Genomic DNA, 18,133 nt, shown 5'->3' with positions numbered 1-18,133 from the left:
AAGGAACCCGCGCTATCATGCCGCCCAACAACGTTGAACGCGTGATTGAGGAACGGCATGGCACCCTGGCTGACGGTAGTAGGCATCGGCGAAGACGGTTTCAAGGGCCTGGGCAAGAACGCCCGGCATGCGCTGTTGCGCGCTTCGAAAATCTTCGGCGGCCAGCGGCACCTGGCGTTGCTCCCGCCGTGCATACGCGGCGAGCGCCAGCCGTGGCCGAGCCCTTTCTGCCTTGAGTCGCTGCTGTCGCACCGTGGCGAACCCGTTTGCGTCCTGGCCAGCGGCGACCCGATGTTTTACGGCGTCGGTGCCAGCCTCGCCCGGCAACTCCCCGCAGCCGAAATGCTGACGCTTCCCGCGCCGTCCTCCTGCTCACTGGCCGCAGCGCGAATGGGTTGGCCCCTGCAGGATGTGGTCACTCTTTCGGTGGTGGCCCGGCCTGTCGCCGCACTCAACGCCCACCTGTCCAGCGGCGTGCGCCTGCTGATATTGAGCAACGATGGCAACAGCCCCGCCGCCATCGCTGCACTGTTGCGCGAACGTGGCTTCGGCCCTAGCCGTCTCACCGTGCTGGAACACCTGGGCGGTGAAGCCGAGCGGCGTGTCGACGGTATCGCCAGCGGCTGGGACGATGCGCTGATCGCCGACCTGAACCTGATCGCCATCGAGTGCATCGTCGAGCCAAACACGTTGCGGCTGTCGCGACTGGCCGGCCTGCCGGACTCAGCCTTCAAGCACGACGGCCAACTGACCAAACGCGATGTGCGCGCCATCACCCTCGCGCGCCTGGCACCGGTCCCCGGCGAGCTGTTGTGGGACGTCGGTGCCGGCAGCGGTTCGATCGGCATCGAATGGATGCGCGCTCACCCAAGTTGTCGCGCCCTGGCCATCGAGGCGGATGATGGCCGCCAGGCGTTGATCGAACACAACCGCGATGCTCTCGGCGTCCCAGGCCTGCAACTGGTTCGCGGCAGCGCGCCACAGGCCCTGGTGGGGCTTGAGCGGCCGGACGCGATTTTCATCGGTGGCGGTGTCACCCGCGAAGGCGTGCTCGATACTTGCTGGGCTGAACTCAAGCCCGGAGGCCGGTTGATTGCCAACGCCGTCACCCTGCAAAGTGAAATGACCCTGATGGCCTGGCGCGAACAACACGGCGGGGAGTTGACCCGCATTCATATCGCGCAGGCACAACCGCTGGGCGACTTCGACACCTGGCGCCAGGCCTTGCCGATTACCTTGCTGGACGTGACGAAACCCTGCGATGCGTGATGAAACCGCCGAACAACCCGCCCCCCTTCGCAGTGGCCTGACCACCGGAAGCTGCGCCACGGCTACCAGCCTCGCCGCCGCACGTCTGCTGCTGGATGGCACATCGGCCGATGCAGTGGAAATCGTGCTGCCCAAAGGCAAGCAGGTGCAGATGCGCCTGGAATTCTGTCGCCTCATCGGTGACGGAGCCGAAGCGGGAACCCTCAAGGACGCCGGTGACGATCCCGATGTGACCCACGGCGCCCTGCTCTACTCCCAGGTGCGCCTGAGCACCGAGCCAGGGACTCGCTTCCATGCCGGTCGCGGCGTCGGCACCGTGACCCGGCCCGGGCTGGTGCTGGGTGTCGGCGAGCCCGCAATCAACCCGGTGCCACGCAAAATGATCAGCGAACACTTGGCCCGACTGGCCGACGAACTCGGCTACAGCGGTGGCTTCGACGTCACGGTCAATGTCGAGGACGGCGAGGCACTGGCACTGAAGACCATGAACCCGCGCCTGGGCATTCTTGGTGGCCTGTCGATCCTTGGCACCAGCGGCATCGTCCGGCCGTTTTCCTGCGCAGCCTACATTGCCTCGATCCACCAGGGCATCGACGTGGCGAAAACCAACGGTTATCTGCACATCGCCGCGTGCACCGGCAACGCCAGCGAAGACACCATGCGTCGGGTCTACAACCTGCCGGAAATTGCTCTGATCGAAATGGGCGACTTCGTCGGCGCCGTGCTCAAGCACCTGCGCAAAGTACCGGTGGATAAACTCAGCCTGTGCGGTGGTTTCGGCAAGATCAGCAAACTGGCGGCCGGGCATATGGATCTGCACAGTCGCCATTCGAGTATTGATCTGCCGCAACTGGCGCTATGGGCAGCGCAGGTCGGCGCCGATACGATGTTGCAGCAGGACATACGCGCGGCCAACACCAGCCAGCAGGCATTGGCCATGGCCGCCGCAGCCGGGGTAGCCCTGGGAGATGCGGTCTGTCAGCACGCCCTGGATTTTGCCCGCAGCGTGGTGCCGGCGCAGGTTCAGGTGGAAGTCTTTGCCATCGATCGCCAGGGCGGGATCGTTGGCCATGCGGGAGCCTTTCAATGAATCGCATCCTGTTGCTCGGCGGCGTGACCGAAGCCATGGTCATTGCCCGCACGCTGGGACCGCAGCATATCTACAGCCTGGCCGGGGTCGGTCGGGTGCCGACCGATCTGCAATGCCAGGTTCGTGTCGGCGGCTACGGCGGTGCCGAGGGTCTGGCGCAATTCATTCGCGATGAAGGGATCGAGCTGCTGCTCGACGCCACTCACCCCTACGCCGCCCAAATCAGCCGGAACGCTGCGGTTGCCGCGCACTTGAGCGGCATTCCCTGCTGGGCACTACGGCGTCCGGCCTGGCAAGCCCAGGCGGGTGATGACTGGCGGGAAGTCGCCGATTGGGCCGAACTGATCGAAGCCCTGAAGCCCTTCCGCCGACCGCTGCTCACCCTCGGTCGCGAGCCCCTGCAACACCTGGATGAAATTCCTGCGGAGCAATTCTGGACCCTGCGCGCACTGGACGTGTATCCGGGCAACGAACGCTGCGAGGTGATCGGCGCACGGGGCCCCTTCCTGATCGATGATGAACGTGAGTTGTTCGAGCGGCGAAATATCGACGTGCTGATCAGCAAGAACAGCGGCAGCACAGCGACCGAGCCGAAGCTGGAAGTGGCGCGTGAGCGTGGTGTGCCGGTGATCATCTTGAAGCGGCCGACGTTGCCTGGGGTTGATCGGGAGTTCCTGACGCCTGAGGAAACACTTGGCGCGTTGTCGGTCTTCGCTCATTAGGTCAGGATCATTGGCTTGCATGATAAGTAACCTATTTGTTACCATCAGGGCCGCCTGTGATCACACTCGAAGAATACGTACAGGACAACGAAACCAGCCCCTTTGGTCGCTGGTTTTCCAACTTGAATGCGCAGGCAGCGCTTAAGGTATCCACCGCGCTGCTGCGCCTCGAGTTAGGAAACACATCAAACATCAAGTGGTTCGACGGGCTAGGCGAGTACCGGATAAATTGGGGCCCGGGATATAGAGTCTATCTCGTTCAAGAGGGGAAACACCTGATCATCCTTTTTGGTGGCGGTGACAAGTCCACACAAAAAACTGACATCAAACAGGCGAAAGCACTAATAGCCGAGTTTCGATCCCGAAAAAAGACTGAACGACCCCGGAGATAACGCCATGGCGCTCACCCGAAGCTACAAACACACCATTGCCGAGCGTGCCCAACGTGATCCCGAGTTCGCCCAGGCACTATTGGATGAGGCTGCTACTCTGTTTCTTAACGGCGAACCCGAAATGGCCCGGATCATCCTGCGCGACCTCATCAACGCCACCGTGGGCTTTGAAGAACTGGCAAAGGAAACGGCAAAGCCAAGCAAAAGCCTCCATCGAATGTTGTCCGCCAAAGGCAACCCAAGCATGGACAATCTGGCTGCAATATTCGCCGTAATTCGCGCTACGCTTGGAGTAGAAATACAAGTACATGCGGTACGTGCGCACTGAGCTAATGTCTTTTTGCTGCGACACCACACCGCACGCGGTCTTTTTACTTATCGGCCCTGATCAGGCTAAATAGCCCGCGCCTGATCGCTCAACCAAACGGATTTTGTCCCATGTCCCGACAACGGCTCGCAATTGCCTGGATAGCCTGCTTCGCAGTGCTGTTCAACCTGCTCGCCATGCCGATGTCAGGAGCGATGGCGCAAACGGCGAAGTCATCCGCCGAACAATTGTTGTGGGGCAGCTTCTGCAGCTCCAGCGGCACCCGGATGGTGGCGATTTCCATCGGCGACCTTGAACACAAAGCCCCGCAAAACGACGAACACTCCAACATGCAGCATTGCTGGTGCTGCTCGGGTTCTGCGCCATTGGTGGCGTTGCCGGGGCATACGCCACAGCTGTATTTCGCGCACTTCGAGTCCAACCGAAGCCTGCCTGCGACCGCTCTCCAAAGCCCGTCACCGCGCCAGCAATGGCCGAGTCTCAACCCCCGCGCATCCCCTCTGGTGTGATTTTTTCTCGCAATTGACCTGCGTTTAAATCGTTCCGGAGAACTGCCATGTTGAACAAACTCATCGTTCTGGCTGCGTTGCTGCTGCCTGCCTGCTTTGCCAATGCCCACGAATACAAGGTCGGCGCATTGGAAATCGCTCATCCGTGGTCCCAGGAGTTGCCACCCAATGCGCCCACCGTTGCGGCGTATTTTGTGATCGACAATGAAGGCAAGACCGCCGACCGCCTGCTCAGCGTTGACACACCGATTGCGGGCGAGGCGCAATTGCATGAGCACCTGATGCAAGGCGACGTGATGAAAATGCAGCACGTACCGAGCGTGGAAGTGCCAGCCGGTGGCGAGGTCACGTTCGCACCGATGGCCTATCACGTGATGTTGCTGGGCCTGAAAGACCGCAGCCTGCTGGTTGATGGCAAGCGCTTCCCCATGACGCTGCACTTCGAGAAGGCCGGTGATGTGACGGTCGAAGTCGCGGTGCAGAAGCAGGCGCCGGACAGCATGCAAACGCACGTGCACAATCCGTAATCGCCTGAGCTGAAAACGCCCATGCGCCCGCTTAGCGCCAGGTCATCCAGGTCACGCAATCAGGCTTTGAGCCTGACGCGCGGCAGCTGGATCAGCCTGTTCGCCATGCTGATGATCTTTATCGGCCCGCTGATTTCTCAGTCGATGCCGATGGATTCGCGCGCCATGTCGATGACCATGCCTGTGGGTATGAGCATGGACATGTCGGCGATGGAGCATGCCGACCATGGCACTCAAGCCACTGCCGAGCATTGCCCGCCAGCCCCGGGGCACCATGTGCTGTGGGAAAAATGCGGCTATTGCAGCCTGCTGTTCAATTGCCCGGCGCTGACCGGTGGCGTGTCTTTCGCCAACTTCGTTATCCCCCCCGTCAACACCTTCACCACACCCTCTGCCCGCCAGGGCCACGCCCGGCAGACTTTCTTCCCCGGCGCCCGCACCCGCGCCCCACCCGTCGCCGCGTAAACACTCACTGCTGATTTCACACGGCCCGCAAGACAGCCAAAGCAACCTGTGGGAGCGAGCCTGCTCGCGAAGAGGAAGTGTCAGCCAACATTGATGTCGCCTGGCACACCGTTTTCGCGAGCAAGCCCGCTCCCACAGGGACAGCGTCAGGCTGCCGGCCGTGTCGTTTACGACTGTTCGATGGAAATTGTCATGCCCAGGTTTTCTGCTGTCCCGTGCTTGAGCCCTGCCCAAGCCTCTTATGCCCTGAACGAATCCGGCGTTCGTTTCAGGCACGCCACCGCGATCCTGTGCGGTGCTTTGCTGGCGCCCTCTGCGCTCGCCGATGACCATGCCGGTCACAGTGAAGAACTGAGCCCGACGGTGATTACCGCCGTTGCGCCCAGTTCGCCCTTGACCATCGTCACCAACCCCAAAGACCCGCGCCAACCGGTACCGGCCAGTGACGGCGCCGATTACCTGAAGACCATCCCCGGCTTTGCCATGGTGCGCAATGGCGGCACCAACGGCGACCCGGTGCTGCGCGGCATGTTCGGCTCGCGGCTGAACATTCTCACCAACGGCAGCATGATGCTCGGTGCCTGCCCGGGCCGGATGGACGCTCCGACGTCCTACATCTCACCGGAAACCTACGACAAGCTCACCGTGATCAAAGGCCCGCAAACCGTGTTGTGGGGGCCTGGCTCTTCGGCCGGTACCATCCTGTTCGAGCGCGAGCCGGAGCACTTCGGTGAACTCGGCACACGGGTCAACGCCAGCGTGCTGGCCGGCTCCTACGGCCGTTTTGACAAACTGGTGGACGCCGCAGCCGGCGGTGAGTCGGGTTACATCCGGGTCATCGGCAACACCGCGCACTCCGACGACTACCAGGACGGCAACAACGACACCGTGGCATCGCGCTATGAAAAATGGAACGGTGATGTGGCGCTAGGCTGGACGCCCAACGCCGACACCTTGGTGGAACTGACCGCCGGCCGTGGCGACGGTGAAGCCCGCTACGCCGGGCGCGGCATGGATGGTGCGCAATTCCTGCGCGAAAGCCTCGGCTTGCGTTTCGAGCAGTCCAACATCGGCGAGGTACTGGATAAGGTCGAAGCGCAGGTCTACTACAACTACGCCGACCACGTGATGGACAACTACACCCTGCGCACGCCGTCCGGCACCGGCATGATGGCCGGCCCCATGGCCTCCAACGTCGACCGCCGGACCCTCGGCGCACGAATCAAGGCCACCTGGCGCTGGGCCGATGTGCAGCTGGTCAGCGGCATCGACGCGCAGACCAACGAGCATCGCGAGCGCAGCGCCATGGGCGTCGACACCTACAAGGAGCTGCCGTACACCAAGGATGCCGACTTCCATAACTACGGTGTGTTCGGCGAACTGACCTGGTACGCCGCCGACCGTGACCGCCTGATCAGCGGCGCACGCCTGGACCGCGCCTCGGCCAAGGATTATCGGCAGACCACCGGCTCGGGCATGATGACCCGACCGAACCCGACAGCCGACGACACCCGCGCCGATACCCTGCCGAGCGGTTTCATCCGCTACGAGCACGACCTGGCCGACAGCCCGACCACGCTGTATGCCGGCCTCGGTCACAGCCAACGGTTCCCGGATTACTGGGAGCTGTTTTCACCTGACTCCGGCCCTGCCGGTTCAGTGAATGCCTTCGACTCAATCAAGCCGGAAAAAACCACCCAGCTCGATTTCGGCCTGCAATACAAGACCGAAGACCTCGAAGCCTGGGCCTCGGCTTACGTCGGACAGGTGCGCGATTACATCCTGTTCAACTACACCCCGACAATGATGGGTACGACCTCGCAAGCCGAAAACATCGACGCGCGAATCATGGGCGGCGAACTGGGCGCCGCCTACAACTTCACCGACAACTGGAAAGCCGACGCGACCCTGGCCTACGCCTGGGGCAAGAACAGCAGCGATGGCAGTGCATTGCCGCAAATGCCGCCGCTGGATGCCCGTTTCGGCCTGACCTACAGCGAAGACAACTGGAGCGCCGGCGCACTGTGGAGAGTGGTCGCCGCGCAAAACCGCATCGACCAGAACAAGGGCAATGTGGTCGGCAAGGACTTCGACAAGACACCGGGCTTCGGCGTGTTCTCCCTCAACGGTGCCTATCGGATCAACAGCAACTGGAAGGTCAGTAGCGGCCTCGACAACCTGTTCGGCAAGGCTTACGCCGAGCACTTGAACCTGGCCGGCAACGCCGGTTTCGGCTATCCCGCCAATGACCCGCAAGCCATCAAGGAACCTGGGCGCACGCTCTGGACCAAGGTGGACATGAGCTTCTAAACCTTGAGGGCGTCCGCTCCCCTGTAGGAGCGGGCTTGCCCGCGATCGGTTGCGCAGCAACCGCAAAACAAACAACTAAAAGATCCAGCCAAGCGGAGCACACGTGATGAAACAGCCCAAAGTGAATTTCTACAACCTGGCCTGGCGCTGGCATTTCTATGCCGGCTTGTTCGTGGCGCCATTCATGGTGATGCTGGCCCTGACCGGTACCCTCTACCTATTCAAACCGCAACTCGACTCGCTGATGTACAGCAGCCTGCTCAATGTCCCGGCCGGTCATCACACGATCCCGGCCGACGACCTGCTCAAGCGCGTGAAAGATGCGTATCCCCAGGCAACGATCAAACAGTACCTGCCACCGGTCAATGCCGACCGCAGCGCCCAGTTTGTCGTGATCAATGGCAGCAACGAGCTGAACGTCTTTGTCGACCCGTACCACGGCGACATCCTCGGTGAGCAAGACGCCAAGAAGAACCTGCAAGCGATCGCACGGGCGATTCACGGCGAGCTGATGATCGGCACCGTTGGCGATCGGCTGATCGAACTGGCCGCCGGCTGGGGCGTGGTGCTGGTAGTTTCCGGGGTTTTCCTGTGGTGGCCGCGCGGTCAGGCTGCCGGCATTCTGTGGCCACGCCTGAGCAGTCGTGGGCGGGTGCTTTGGCGTGACCTGCATGCCGTTACCGGATTCTGGGGCGCCTCCTTGTTGCTGGTGATGCTGCTCAGCGGCATGACCTGGACCGGGTTCTGGGGCGAAAAATTTGCAGGCGTGTGGAACGTGTTCCCAGCCGCGATGTGGGATGACGTGCCGAAGTCCGACGTCGAGGCACGCAGCCTCAATAGCGCCACGCGCCAGACCGTGCCATGGGCCATGGAAAACACGCCGATGCCAATGTCCGGTGACCACGCCGAGCACATGGCCCACGACACTGCGCACGCCGGCCCGGCAGCGCCGACTATCCGCTTGCAAGACGTGCAAAACATCGCCAGCGAACGCAAGGTCGAACCGGGCTACAGCATCACTTTGCCGAAATCCGCGACCGGCGTGTTCACCATCTCGGTGTTCGCCGATGACCCGCGCAATGACGCCACGCTGCACATCGATCAGTACACCGGCAAGGTCCTGGCCGACGTACGTTTCGAGCACTACGGCACCGTCGCCCGCGCCACGGAAATCGGCGTGATGCTGCACGAAGGCAAAATGTTCGGCGTGTTCAACCAGATTGTCGTGTTGCTGATCTGCCTGATGATCTTGCTCAGTGCCGTCAGCGGCGTGGTGATCTGGTGGAAGCGTCGCCCACAAGGAAAACTCGGTGTACCGCCACTGCGCCACGATCTGCCGAAATGGAAAACCGCCATGGTGATCATGTTCGCCCTGGCGGTGGCCTTCCCCTTGGTGGGGGCTTCTCTGGTAGCGGTGTGGGTGCTGGATCGTGTGCTGCTGTCACGCTTCACCCGGAAAACTGAGTCGGCCTCATCTTCATCATGAAACAGGCGAGATGCGCGGGAGGATTAGCAATGTAGACTTCCCCCGCGCATGACCCTTTCTGGCCTCATCGCTGGCAAGCCAGCTCCTACAGGAAATGCACGTCCCCCTGTAGGAGCTGGCTTGCCAGCGATGGGGCCATTAGCTTCATCTTCAGAGCAATTGCATGACCTCGCTGAACCTCACAGACATTTCCTGGACACCCCTGGGCCACGGCCATTGCCACCACCAATTCCAGCTGCGTGATGCCTCCGTGCACGTGGCCGCCGGTGAGTTCGTCGGGCTGATCGGCCCCAACGGCAGTGGCAAGACCAGCCTGTTGCGTTGTGCCTGGCGCTTCAGTAAACCGGCGCACGGCGAGGTCAGGCTCGATCACCAGAATGTCTGGAAGCAATCCTCGCGCTGGTGCGCACAACGCATCGCCGTGGTCTTGCAGGAGTTCCCCGACGCCTTCGGCCTGACCGTCGAAGAAGTGGTCGCCATGGGCCGCACGCCGCACAAAGGCTTGTTCGATGGCGACACACTTGAGGACTCGAAACTCATCCATCTGGCCCTGGAATCGGTCGGCCTCAAGGGTTTCGAAGACCACGGCTTCGCGACCCTCTCGGGTGGCGAAAAACAGCGGGTGATCCTCGCCCGCGCCCTGGCCCAGCAGCCACAGTTGCTGATCCTCGACGAGCCGACCAACCACCTCGATCCACGCTATCAGCTTGAGCTGTTGCAGTTGGTCAAGCGCTTGCACATCGGCACCCTGGCGAGCATCCACGACCTCAACCTGGCCGCGGCTTTTTGTGATCGGCTGTACGTGATCAACCATGGCCGTATCGTCGCCAGCGGCACACCGAAAGAGGTCCTGACGGCTGCTCTGCTGCGCACTGTTTTTGGTGTCGACGCGCTGATCGATGAGCATCCGCTGCACGGCTACCCACGAATCACCTGGATAACCCAATCATGACTTTGCGTTCCCTGCTGCGCTCCTGCCTCTCTCTCGTGATGCTGCTGGGCAGCGCCCATGCATTGGCCGAAGCCACCCATTACCCACTGACAATCAAAAGCTGCAACCGCGAAGTGACCTTCAAGCAGGCACCGCAACACGCCCTCAGCCACGACATCAACATGACCCAGATGATGCTCGCCCTCGGCCTCAAGCCACGGATGGCCGGCTACAGCGGCATCAGTGGCTGGAAGGCCGTGACGCCCGAGATGCAGAGCATTCTCGAAGGCCTGCCGGAGCTGGCAGCCAAGTACCCGTCGGTGGAAACCCTGCTCAATGCCAACGTCGACTTTCTCTTCGCCGGCTGGGATTACGGCATGCGCATCGGCGGCGACCTCACGCCGCAAACCCTGCAACCGCTTGGCATCAATGTGTATGAGCTGACCGAATCCTGCGCCTTCGTGATGAAGCGGCCGCCGGCCAGCCTCGAAGACACCTACAACGACTTGCGCAACCTCGGCAAAATTTTCGATGTGCAGGATCGCGCCAATGCCCTGATCGCCGACATGCAGGCGCAAGTGGCGGCCATTGGCAAAGACCTGCCCGCGGAAAAACCACGGGTTTTCCTGTATGACAGCGGCGAAGACCGGGCCATGACCTCAGGTCGTCTGGGCATGCCACAGGCACTGATCGACGCCGCAGGCGGGCGCAATATTCTGGAGGATGTCGACGCAAGCTGGACCCGGGTGAACTGGGAAACCGTGGTCGAGCACAATCCGCAGGTGATCGTGATCGTCGACTACAGCGAAATCACCGCCGAACAGAAGATTCAATTCCTGCTGGCCAACAAGGCCCTGCAATCGGTGGACGCGATCAAGCACCGGCGCTTCATCGTCATCCCTTACGTGCAAGCCACGCCGGGGATCGATAACGTGCTGGCGGTCGCAACCCTGGCCAAGGGCTTCCACGGCGAATGATCAACCGTCGCTACGCCTTGTTGTTGATCGCCCTCGGTGCGCTGTTGCTGATGTCATGCGTGGTGTCCCTGGGTTTCGGCCCGGCACGGGTGCCGCTGGATGTGGTGTGGCGCATCCTCTTGCACAAACTGTTCGGTTTCGGTGTGCAGGAATGGAGTCCCGGGCAAGAACACATCGTCTGGTTGATCCGCGTCCCGCGCATGCTGCTCGGCGCGCTGGTGGGCGCCGGCCTGGCGTTGATCGGCGCGGTGCTGCAAGCGGTGACGCGCAATCCGTTGGCGGACCCGCACTTGCTCGGCGTCACCTCCGGCGCGACGTTGGGCGCGGTGATCGTGGTGCTGCATGTCGGGGAGATCGTTGGCCTGCTGACCTTGCCCATCGCCGCGTTCATTGGTGCATTGCTGAGCATGCTGGTGGTGCTGATGATCGCCAGCCGCCACGGTCGCCTCGACAGTGACCGCTTGCTGCTGTGCGGTGTGGCGGTGTCGTTCGTGATGATGGCGATTGCCAATTTGCTTCTGTTCATGGGCGACCATCGAGCCAGTTCGGCGGTGATGTTCTGGATGCTCGGCGGACTCGGGCTGGCACGCTGGGAATTGCTGGCGGTACCGACAGCCAGTGTGTTGCTCGGGCTGATTTTGCTGTTGGGCATGGCGCGACCGTTGAATGCGCTGATGGCTGGCGAGCAGACAGCAGTGACCCTGGGCCTGAATGCACGCACCGTGCGTATGCAGGTATTTTTGATTGCGTCATTGATGACCGGGGTGCTGGTTTCGATCAGCGGTTCGATTGGTTTTGTCGGGCTGATGGTGCCGCACATTGCGCGACGCCTGGTCGGGGCTGAACACCGCCGACTGTTACCGGTGTGCGTGTTGCTCGGCAGTGTGTTTCTGGTGTGGGTCGACGTGGCGGCCCGAACCCTGATCGCCCCGGAAGACTTACCCATCGGCGTCGCCACCGCGGCGATTGGCGGGTTGTTTTTTATCGGTCTCATGCGCCGCCGCTGATTCACAACAATCAAAAATTGTGGGAGCAAGCCCGCTCCCACAGTTGATTTTTATCGTTCATAAAATCTGCGCCCCAATGTGGCGCGCCTCAGCGCACCGGACCACTCTCAATGTCCCCTCATGGTGCGCCATAAAATCGCGCAACCGCTCTGGAACGACATTTACCTGCCTTTTGCCGACCGGGCACAGCCCTTGCTAAAGACCCTTCAGTAGTCCGCATCTGCCAACCAAGAAAACTCATAAGTTCATGGAGATCGCACAATGAAGCGTCGCAGCTTGATCAAGGCTTTCACACTCACGGCAAGCATCGCCGCAATGGGCATGACCTGGACCGTCCAGGCCGCCGAGACCATCAAGGTCGGTATTCTGCATTCGTTGTCCGGGACCATGGCAATCTCCGAAACGTCGTTGAAAGACATGGCGTTGATGACCATCGACGAGATCAACGCCAAGGGCGGTGTCAACGGCAAGATGCTGGAGCCAGTGGTGGTCGATCCGGCTTCGAACTGGCCACTGTTCGCCGAGAAGGGCCGCCAGTTGCTGACCCAGGACAAGGTCGCCGTGGTGTTTGGTTGCTGGACCTCGGTGTCGCGCAAATCGGTATTGCCGGTGTTCGAAGAACTCAACGGTCTGCTGTTCTACCCGGTGCAATACGAAGGTGAAGAGATGTCGCCGAACGTGTTCTACACCGGCGCCGCACCGAACCAGCAAGCGATCCCCGCCGTTGAATACCTGATGAGCGAGGAAGGCGGCAGCGCCAAGCGCTACTTCCTGCTCGGCACCGACTACGTCTACCCGCGCACCACCAACAAGATTCTGCGCTCGTTCCTGCACTCCAAAGGCGTGGCCGACAAGGACATCGAAGAGGTCTACACCCCGTTCGGTCACAGCGACTATCAAACCATCGTCGCCAACATCAAGAAGTTCTCGGCAGGCGGCAAGACAGCCGTTATCTCCACCGTCAACGGCGACTCCAACGTGCCTTTCTACAAAGAACTGGCCAACCAGGGCCTGAAAGCCACCGACGTTCCGGTCGTGGCGTTCTCCGTCGGCGAAGAAGAACTGCGCGGCATCGACACCAAGCCACTGGTGGGTAACCTGGCGGCGTGGAACTACTTCGAATCGGTCGAGAACCCGGCGAACAAGAAGTTCGTCGCTGACTGGAAGGCCTACGCCAAGAAACACAACCTGCCAGGCGCCGACAAAGCGGTGACCAACGACCCGATGGAAGCCACATATGTCGGCATCCACATGTGGGCGCAAGCGGCGGAAAAAGCCAAGTCCACCGACGTCGACAAAGTCCGCGAAGCGCTCGGCGGCCAGACCTTCGCCGCGCCGTCCGGCTACACCCTGACCATGGACAAGACCAATCACCACCTGCACAAGCCAGTAATGATCGGCGAGATCCAGTCTGACGGTCAGTTCAACGTGGTATGGCAGACCGAAGGCCCGATCCGCGCCCAGCCGTGGAGCCCGTTCATCCCGGGCAACGACAAGAAGCCGGAGTATGCGGTGAAGAGCAACTAAGCCCCGCGATGCCGGGCCCTGACACTCCCCCGGGCCCGACACAACACCTGTAGGAGCTGGCTTGCCAGCGATGCAAACGACTCGGTGTAGCTGATGCACCGAGGTGATGCCTTCGCCGGCAAGCCGGCTCCTACAGGGTCCGCGCATGACCAGGACGTTAGACATGCCCACCGCCCTTTACCGCTTCATTCTGGCCATCGCCCTGCTGTTGCCGATGGCCGCCCACGCCGGCGACGCCGAAGACTTCGTCGCCGCCAATCCCATGCAACAAGCCAAACTGCTGGAGTCTTGGGCCGCGCAGCCCGATCCGGCCCGTATCGAGTTGATCAACGCCCTGCAACAAGGCGAACTGACCCTCGACGGCCAACCGAAAACCCTGCGCCTGAACAACCGCCTGCGCGGTCTGATCGACACGGCCCTGGCCAGTCATCAGTTGCTCGCCGCCGACGCCAGAATCCGCCTGGCCGCCGCGCAGCAATTGCAGAAAAGCGCCAAACCGGCGCAATTGAAATTCCTCGATCAGCAACTCGCTGGCGAGCACGACGAAGGCGTCCACGCGGCATTGAGCCTCGCCCTGGCCAATCTGCAATTGGTAGACGCAGATCCGGCCGTGCGCCTCGCCGCTGTGCGCCTGCTCGGCGAAACCGGCGATCCGCTGGCCCGCACCCGCCTGGAAAGCCTGCTGGAGCCGGGGGTCGAAACCGACGCGAATGTGCGTACCGCGGCTGAAACCAGCCTCGCTCAAGTCAAACGCAAACTGCTGGTCGGCGAAATGCTCGGTCAGGCCTTCAGTGGTATGTCACTGGGCTCGATCCTGCTGCTCGCCGCCCTGGGACTGGCGATCACTTTCGGCCTGCTCGGCGTGATCAACATGGCCCACGGCGAGATGCTGATGCTCGGCGCCTACTCGACCTATGTCGTGCAACTGATGTTCCAGCGCTTCGCCCCGCAGGCGATCGAGTTTTATCCGCTGATCGCGCTGCCGGTGGCATTTTTCGTCACCGCGGCCATCGGCATGGCACTGGAACGCACGGTGATTCGCCACCTCTACGGCCGTCCGCTGGAAACCCTGCTCGCCACCTGGGGCATCAGCCTTATGCTGATTCAGCTGGTTCGCCTGGTGTTCGGTGCGCAGAACGTCGAAGTGGCCAACCCGGCGTGGCTGTCGGGCGGGATTCAAGTGCTACCCAACCTCGTGCTGCCGTACAACCGCATCGTCATCATTGCCTTTGCACTGTTTGTGGTGGTGCTTACGTGGCTGCTGCTGAACAAGACGCGCCTGGGCCTGAACGTGCGCGCCGTCACCCAGAACCGCAACATGGCCGCCTGCTGTGGCGTGCCTACCGGGCGCGTGGACATGCTTGCCTTTGGCCTCGGTTCGGGCATCGCCGGCCTCGGTGGCGTGGCCCTCAGCCAGATCGGCAACGTCGGCCCGGACCTCGGCCAGAGCTACATCATCGACTCGTTCCTGGTGGTGGTGCTCGGCGGTGTCGGCCAATTGGCCGGCAGCGTGCTGGCCGCATTCGGCTTAGGGATCGCCAACAAGATTCTCGAGCCGCAGATCGGTGCCGTGCTCGGCAAGATCCTCATCCTCGCGCTGATCATTCTGTTCATCCAGAAACGTCCGCAAGGCCTCTTCGCACTCAAAGGACGGGTGATCGACTGATGAACCAGCCCCTGATGCTCACGGCCACGCAAAAGGCCGGCCCGAAAGTCACGATCGCCGTCGGTGTGGCGATCCTCATTCTTCTGCTGGCATTGCCGCTGCTGTCGCTGTTACCGGCGGACAGTACGCTGCACGTATCCGCCTATACGCTAACGCTGGTGGGCAAGATTCTTTGCTACGCCATCGTTGCCCTGGCGCTCGATCTGGTCTGGGGTTATGCCGGCCTGCTGTCCCTCGGCCACGGTCTGTTCTTCGCCCTCGGTGGTTATGCAATGGGCATGTACCTGATGCGTCAGGCCTCGGGCGATGGTTTGCCGGCATTCATGACCTTCCTGTCGTGGACCGAAATGCCGTGGTTCTGGACCGGCACCAGCAGCTTCCTCTGGACGCTGTGCCTGGTGGTGCTGGCGCCGGGGTTACTGGCGTTGGTGTTCGGTTTCTTCGCCTTCCGTTCACGGATCAAGGGCGTGTACTTCTCGATCATGACCCAGGCCCTGACCTTTGCCGGCATGCTGCTGTTCTTCCGCAACGAAACCGGCTTCGGCGGCAACAACGGCTTCACCAATTTCCGCACGATTCTAGGCTTTGGCATCACCGAGCCAGGCACCCGCGCGGTGTTGTTTTTCGCCACGGTACTGTTGCTGGTAGCGAGCCTGTACATCGGCTGGCGCCTGGCGCAGAGCAAGTTCGGCCGGGTGTTGACCGCGCTGCGCGACGCGGAGAACCGCCTGATGTTCTGCGGCTACGACCCACGCGGGTTCAAGTTGTTTGTCTGGGTATTGAGCGCGGTGTTATGTGGCCTGGCCGGCGCGTTGTACGTGCCGCAAGTGGGGATCATCAACCCGAGCGAGATGTCGCCGACCAACTCCATCGAAGCAGCGGTGTGGGTGGCCCTTGGCGGTCGCGGCACCTTGATCGGTCCGTTGCTCGGTGCCGGTGTGGTCAACGGCATGAAGAGCTGGTTCACCGTGGCATTCCCCGAGTACTGGCTGTTCTTCCTGGGTGCGCTGTTCATCGTCGTGACCCTGTACCTGCCCAAGGGCGTGATCGGTCTGTTGAAGAGAAGAGGTGAGCAATGAGAGTCACTGCAACGGCTGAGTTCATGCTCGAACCGGCGTTTTTTCCTGTGGAACCGAACAAGGACGCCGGCAGCAGCCGCGATGCCATCGGCCTCGGCCAACGTGCAGGCAAAGGCCTGAACACGCGCCATGGCACCATCCTGACCCTGGAAGACATCAGCGTCAGCTTCGACGGCTTCCGCGCGCTGAACAATCTGAACCTGTACATCGGCGTCGGTGAGTTGCGCTGCATCATCGGCCCCAATGGCGCGGGCAAGACCACGCTGATGGACGTAATCACCGGCAAGACCCGCCCCAGTCACGGCAAGGCCTGGTTCGGCGAAACCCTGGACCTGACGCAAATGAGCGAAGTGCAGATCGCCCAGGCCGGTATCGGTCGCAAGTTCCAGAAGCCGACGGTGTTCGAAGCCTTGAGTGTGTTCGAGAACCTGGAGCTGGCGCAGAAAACCGACAAGTCGGTGTGGGCCAGCCTGCGGGCACGCTTGAGCGGCGAGCAGAAAGATCGCATCGCCGAAGTGCTGGACACCATTCGCCTGACCAGCTCGGTCAATCGCCCGGCCGGCCTGCTGTCCCACGGTCAGAAGCAGTTCCTGGAGATCGGCATGTTGCTGATGCAGGACCCGCAATTACTGCTGCTCGACGAACCAGTCGCAGGCATGACCGACGCCGAGACCGAGTTCACCGCAGAGCTGTTCAAGCGCCTGGCCGGCAAGCACTCGCTGATGGTGGTGGAACACGACATGGGCTTCGTCGGCTCGATTGCCGACCACGTCACGGTGTTGCATCAGGGCAGCGTGCTGGCCGAGGGGTCGCTGGAGCAGGTGCAGGATAACGAGCGGGTGATCGAGGTTTATCTCGGTCGCTGATTGCTCTTTGTTGGAGCGAGCTTGCTCGCGATGGACATTAACGATGACGCAGGCTGTCTGAATGTACGCGTCGCTCTCTGGCTCATCGCGAGCAAGCTCGCTCCTACAAGGGATTTGAGGAGAATTTGAACATGCTGCAAGTCGACAAACTGCACCAGTACTACGGCGGTAGCCACATCCTGCGCGGCCTGACGTTTGACGTGAAGGTTGGCGAAGTCACCTGCCTGCTTGGCCGCAACGGCGTGGGCAAGACCACCCTGCTCAAATGCTTGATGGGCCTGTTGCCGGCCAGGGAAGGCGCGGTGAACTGGGAAGGCAAGCCGATCACCACATTCAAGCCGCACCAGCGCGTGCATGCCGGCATCGCCTACGTGCCGCAGGGCCGGGAGATCTTCGGCCGCCTGACCGTGGAAGAAAACCTGCTGATGGGGCTGTCACGCTTCCCGGGCAGCGAAGCCAAGGAAGTCCCGGCGTTTATCTACGAGCTGTTTCCGGTGCTGCTGCAAATGAAACAGCGGCGCGGTGGCGATCTGTCCGGTGGCCAGCAACAGCAACTGGCGATTGGCCGAGCCCTGGCCAGTCGCCCTCGCCTGTTGATCCTCGACGAGCCTACCGAAGGCATCCAGCCGTCGGTGATCAAGGAGATCGGTGCCGTGATCAAAAAACTCGCGGCCCGGGGCGATATGGCGATTTTACTGGTGGAGCAGTTCTACGATTTCGCCGCCGAACTGGCCGATCAATACCTGGTGATGTCCCGGGGCGAGATCGTGCAGCAGGGGCGCGGAGAGAACATGGAGGCCGAGGGTGTGCGCGGGTTGGTCACAATCTGAGATCCTGCCGAGACCCGGCAGGTCTCGGCACCAACTTGTTGCACGATATTTCTCAGGATGCCTCCTGTTGGTGCATCGCAGCGCTCAACAACCGCCTCCCACCCGCAATGCCTGGCGGCACAGCCTTTGCAACCATCCTGACGAGCTCACGA

The 18,133-nt window shown here is 61.6% G+C and carries 18 protein-coding genes; all 18 read left to right on the top strand.

Annotated features, from left to right (window positions below):
* Positions 1–57 precede the first annotated feature (57 nt).
* The 18 genes from cbiE to urtE all read left to right on the top strand — a co-directional run bounded on the left by cbiE (position 58) and on the right by urtE (position 17,981).
* On the top strand, positions 58–1,269 hold the full coding sequence (cbiE, locus tag B0D71_RS25505) for a precorrin-6y C5,15-methyltransferase (decarboxylating) subunit CbiE (protein WP_103397178.1): 1,212 nt from the start codon (positions 58–60) through the stop codon (positions 1,267–1,269).
* A complete protein-coding gene (locus B0D71_RS25500; protein ID WP_103397177.1) occupies positions 1,262–2,359 on the top strand; it encodes a cobalt-precorrin-5B (C(1))-methyltransferase in 1,098 nt (365 codons plus the stop codon). Before cbiE ends, B0D71_RS25500 begins: the two co-directional genes overlap by 8 nt.
* Positions 2,356–3,081 carry a cobalt-precorrin-6A reductase gene (locus B0D71_RS25495; RefSeq protein ID WP_103397176.1) on the top strand — a complete coding sequence of 242 codons (726 nt, stop codon included), beginning with the start codon at positions 2,356–2,358 and terminating at the stop codon, positions 3,079–3,081. Before B0D71_RS25500 ends, B0D71_RS25495 begins: the two co-directional genes overlap by 4 nt.
* Positions 3,082–3,137: 56 nt before the next feature.
* Complete coding sequence (locus B0D71_RS25490; RefSeq protein WP_103397175.1) at positions 3,138–3,473, top strand: type II toxin-antitoxin system RelE/ParE family toxin; 336 nt, start codon at positions 3,138–3,140, stop codon at positions 3,471–3,473.
* A 4-nt stretch (positions 3,474–3,477) separates the two neighbouring features.
* Positions 3,478–3,801: a helix-turn-helix domain-containing transcriptional regulator gene (locus tag B0D71_RS25485; RefSeq protein ID WP_008016808.1), complete on the top strand. Its 324-nt coding sequence runs from the start codon at positions 3,478–3,480 to the stop codon at positions 3,799–3,801.
* Positions 3,802–3,911: 110 nt separating this feature from the next.
* On the top strand, positions 3,912–4,310 hold the full coding sequence (locus B0D71_RS25480) for a DUF2946 domain-containing protein (RefSeq protein WP_103397174.1): 399 nt from the start codon (positions 3,912–3,914) through the stop codon (positions 4,308–4,310).
* Between the two features lie 47 nt (positions 4,311–4,357).
* Entirely contained in the window at positions 4,358–4,837 is a 480-nt protein-coding gene (locus B0D71_RS25475) for a copper chaperone PCu(A)C (RefSeq protein ID WP_103397173.1), read from the top strand.
* A 21-nt stretch (positions 4,838–4,858) separates the two neighbouring features.
* On the top strand, positions 4,859–5,302 hold the full coding sequence (locus tag B0D71_RS25470; protein WP_103397172.1) for a DUF2946 domain-containing protein: 444 nt from the start codon (positions 4,859–4,861) through the stop codon (positions 5,300–5,302).
* A gap of 192 nt (positions 5,303–5,494) precedes the next feature.
* Positions 5,495–7,612: a TonB-dependent copper receptor gene (locus B0D71_RS25465; RefSeq protein WP_103397171.1), complete on the top strand. Its 2,118-nt coding sequence runs from the start codon at positions 5,495–5,497 to the stop codon at positions 7,610–7,612.
* A 106-nt stretch (positions 7,613–7,718) separates the two neighbouring features.
* Positions 7,719–9,098, top strand: coding sequence for a PepSY-associated TM helix domain-containing protein (locus tag B0D71_RS25460; protein ID WP_103397170.1), 1,380 nt, complete (start codon positions 7,719–7,721; stop codon positions 9,096–9,098).
* Positions 9,099–9,261: 163 nt separating this feature from the next.
* Positions 9,262–10,050 (top strand): ABC transporter ATP-binding protein, encoded by a 789-nt coding sequence (locus B0D71_RS25455; protein WP_103397169.1) that lies wholly within the window; start codon positions 9,262–9,264, stop codon positions 10,048–10,050.
* Positions 10,047–11,006 (top strand): ABC transporter substrate-binding protein, encoded by a 960-nt coding sequence (locus B0D71_RS25450; protein WP_103397168.1) that lies wholly within the window; start codon positions 10,047–10,049, stop codon positions 11,004–11,006. The genes B0D71_RS25455 and B0D71_RS25450 overlap by 4 nt, the downstream gene beginning before the upstream one ends.
* A complete protein-coding gene (locus tag B0D71_RS25445; RefSeq protein WP_103397167.1) occupies positions 11,003–12,013 on the top strand; it encodes a FecCD family ABC transporter permease in 1,011 nt (336 codons plus the stop codon). Before B0D71_RS25450 ends, B0D71_RS25445 begins: the two co-directional genes overlap by 4 nt.
* A 261-nt stretch (positions 12,014–12,274) precedes the next feature.
* A complete protein-coding gene (gene urtA, locus B0D71_RS25440; protein ID WP_103397166.1) occupies positions 12,275–13,540 on the top strand; it encodes an urea ABC transporter substrate-binding protein in 1,266 nt (421 codons plus the stop codon).
* A 163-nt stretch (positions 13,541–13,703) separates the two neighbouring features.
* The gene (gene urtB / locus B0D71_RS25435) at positions 13,704–15,206 is read left to right on the top strand and encodes an urea ABC transporter permease subunit UrtB (RefSeq protein ID WP_103397165.1); all 1,503 of its coding nucleotides are present in this window, start codon (positions 13,704–13,706) and stop codon (positions 15,204–15,206) included.
* On the top strand, positions 15,206–16,285 hold the full coding sequence (gene urtC, locus B0D71_RS25430) for an urea ABC transporter permease subunit UrtC (protein WP_103397164.1): 1,080 nt from the start codon (positions 15,206–15,208) through the stop codon (positions 16,283–16,285). The genes urtB and urtC overlap by 1 nt, the downstream gene beginning before the upstream one ends.
* A complete protein-coding gene (gene urtD, locus B0D71_RS25425) occupies positions 16,282–17,151 on the top strand; it encodes an urea ABC transporter ATP-binding protein UrtD (protein ID WP_103397163.1) in 870 nt (289 codons plus the stop codon). Before urtC ends, urtD begins: the two co-directional genes overlap by 4 nt.
* A gap of 131 nt (positions 17,152–17,282) precedes the next feature.
* Positions 17,283–17,981, top strand: a complete 699-nt coding sequence (gene urtE / locus B0D71_RS25420) for an urea ABC transporter ATP-binding subunit UrtE (RefSeq protein WP_103397162.1) — start codon at positions 17,283–17,285, stop codon at positions 17,979–17,981.
* Positions 17,982–18,133: the final 152 nt, after the last annotated feature.

Origin of the sequence: Pseudomonas laurylsulfativorans (assembly GCF_002906155.1) — a bacterium.
Taxonomy (GTDB): domain Bacteria; phylum Pseudomonadota; class Gammaproteobacteria; order Pseudomonadales; family Pseudomonadaceae; genus Aquipseudomonas; species Aquipseudomonas laurylsulfativorans.
The sequence above is the reverse complement of the archived record's forward strand: the minus strand, read 5'-3'. Positions and strand labels throughout refer to the sequence as shown.

Excerpts from the sequence above, each read along its gene's own strand:
- cbiE (WP_103397178.1), top strand. The coding sequence starts at position 58 with ATGGCACCCTGGCTGACGGTAGTAGGCATCGGCGAAGACGGTTTCAAG.
- B0D71_RS25500 (WP_103397177.1), top strand. The coding sequence starts at position 1,262 with ATGCGTGATGAAACCGCCGAACAACCCGCCCCCCTTCGCAGTGGCCTG.
- B0D71_RS25495 (WP_103397176.1), top strand. The coding sequence starts at position 2,356 with ATGAATCGCATCCTGTTGCTCGGCGGCGTGACCGAAGCCATGGTCATT.
- B0D71_RS25485 (WP_008016808.1), top strand. The coding sequence starts at position 3,478 with ATGGCGCTCACCCGAAGCTACAAACACACCATTGCCGAGCGTGCCCAA.
- B0D71_RS25480 (WP_103397174.1), top strand. The coding sequence starts at position 3,912 with ATGTCCCGACAACGGCTCGCAATTGCCTGGATAGCCTGCTTCGCAGTG.
- B0D71_RS25475 (WP_103397173.1), top strand. The coding sequence starts at position 4,358 with ATGTTGAACAAACTCATCGTTCTGGCTGCGTTGCTGCTGCCTGCCTGC.
- B0D71_RS25470 (WP_103397172.1), top strand. The coding sequence starts at position 4,859 with ATGCGCCCGCTTAGCGCCAGGTCATCCAGGTCACGCAATCAGGCTTTG.
- B0D71_RS25465 (WP_103397171.1), top strand. The coding sequence starts at position 5,495 with ATGCCCAGGTTTTCTGCTGTCCCGTGCTTGAGCCCTGCCCAAGCCTCT.
- B0D71_RS25460 (WP_103397170.1), top strand. The coding sequence starts at position 7,719 with ATGAAACAGCCCAAAGTGAATTTCTACAACCTGGCCTGGCGCTGGCAT.
- B0D71_RS25455 (WP_103397169.1), top strand. The coding sequence starts at position 9,262 with ATGACCTCGCTGAACCTCACAGACATTTCCTGGACACCCCTGGGCCAC.
- B0D71_RS25450 (WP_103397168.1), top strand. The coding sequence starts at position 10,047 with ATGACTTTGCGTTCCCTGCTGCGCTCCTGCCTCTCTCTCGTGATGCTG.
- B0D71_RS25445 (WP_103397167.1), top strand. The coding sequence starts at position 11,003 with ATGATCAACCGTCGCTACGCCTTGTTGTTGATCGCCCTCGGTGCGCTG.
- urtA (WP_103397166.1), top strand. The coding sequence starts at position 12,275 with ATGAAGCGTCGCAGCTTGATCAAGGCTTTCACACTCACGGCAAGCATC.
- urtB (WP_103397165.1), top strand. The coding sequence starts at position 13,704 with ATGCCCACCGCCCTTTACCGCTTCATTCTGGCCATCGCCCTGCTGTTG.
- urtC (WP_103397164.1), top strand. The coding sequence starts at position 15,206 with ATGAACCAGCCCCTGATGCTCACGGCCACGCAAAAGGCCGGCCCGAAA.
- urtD (WP_103397163.1), top strand. The coding sequence starts at position 16,282 with ATGAGAGTCACTGCAACGGCTGAGTTCATGCTCGAACCGGCGTTTTTT.
- urtE (WP_103397162.1), top strand. The coding sequence starts at position 17,283 with ATGCTGCAAGTCGACAAACTGCACCAGTACTACGGCGGTAGCCACATC.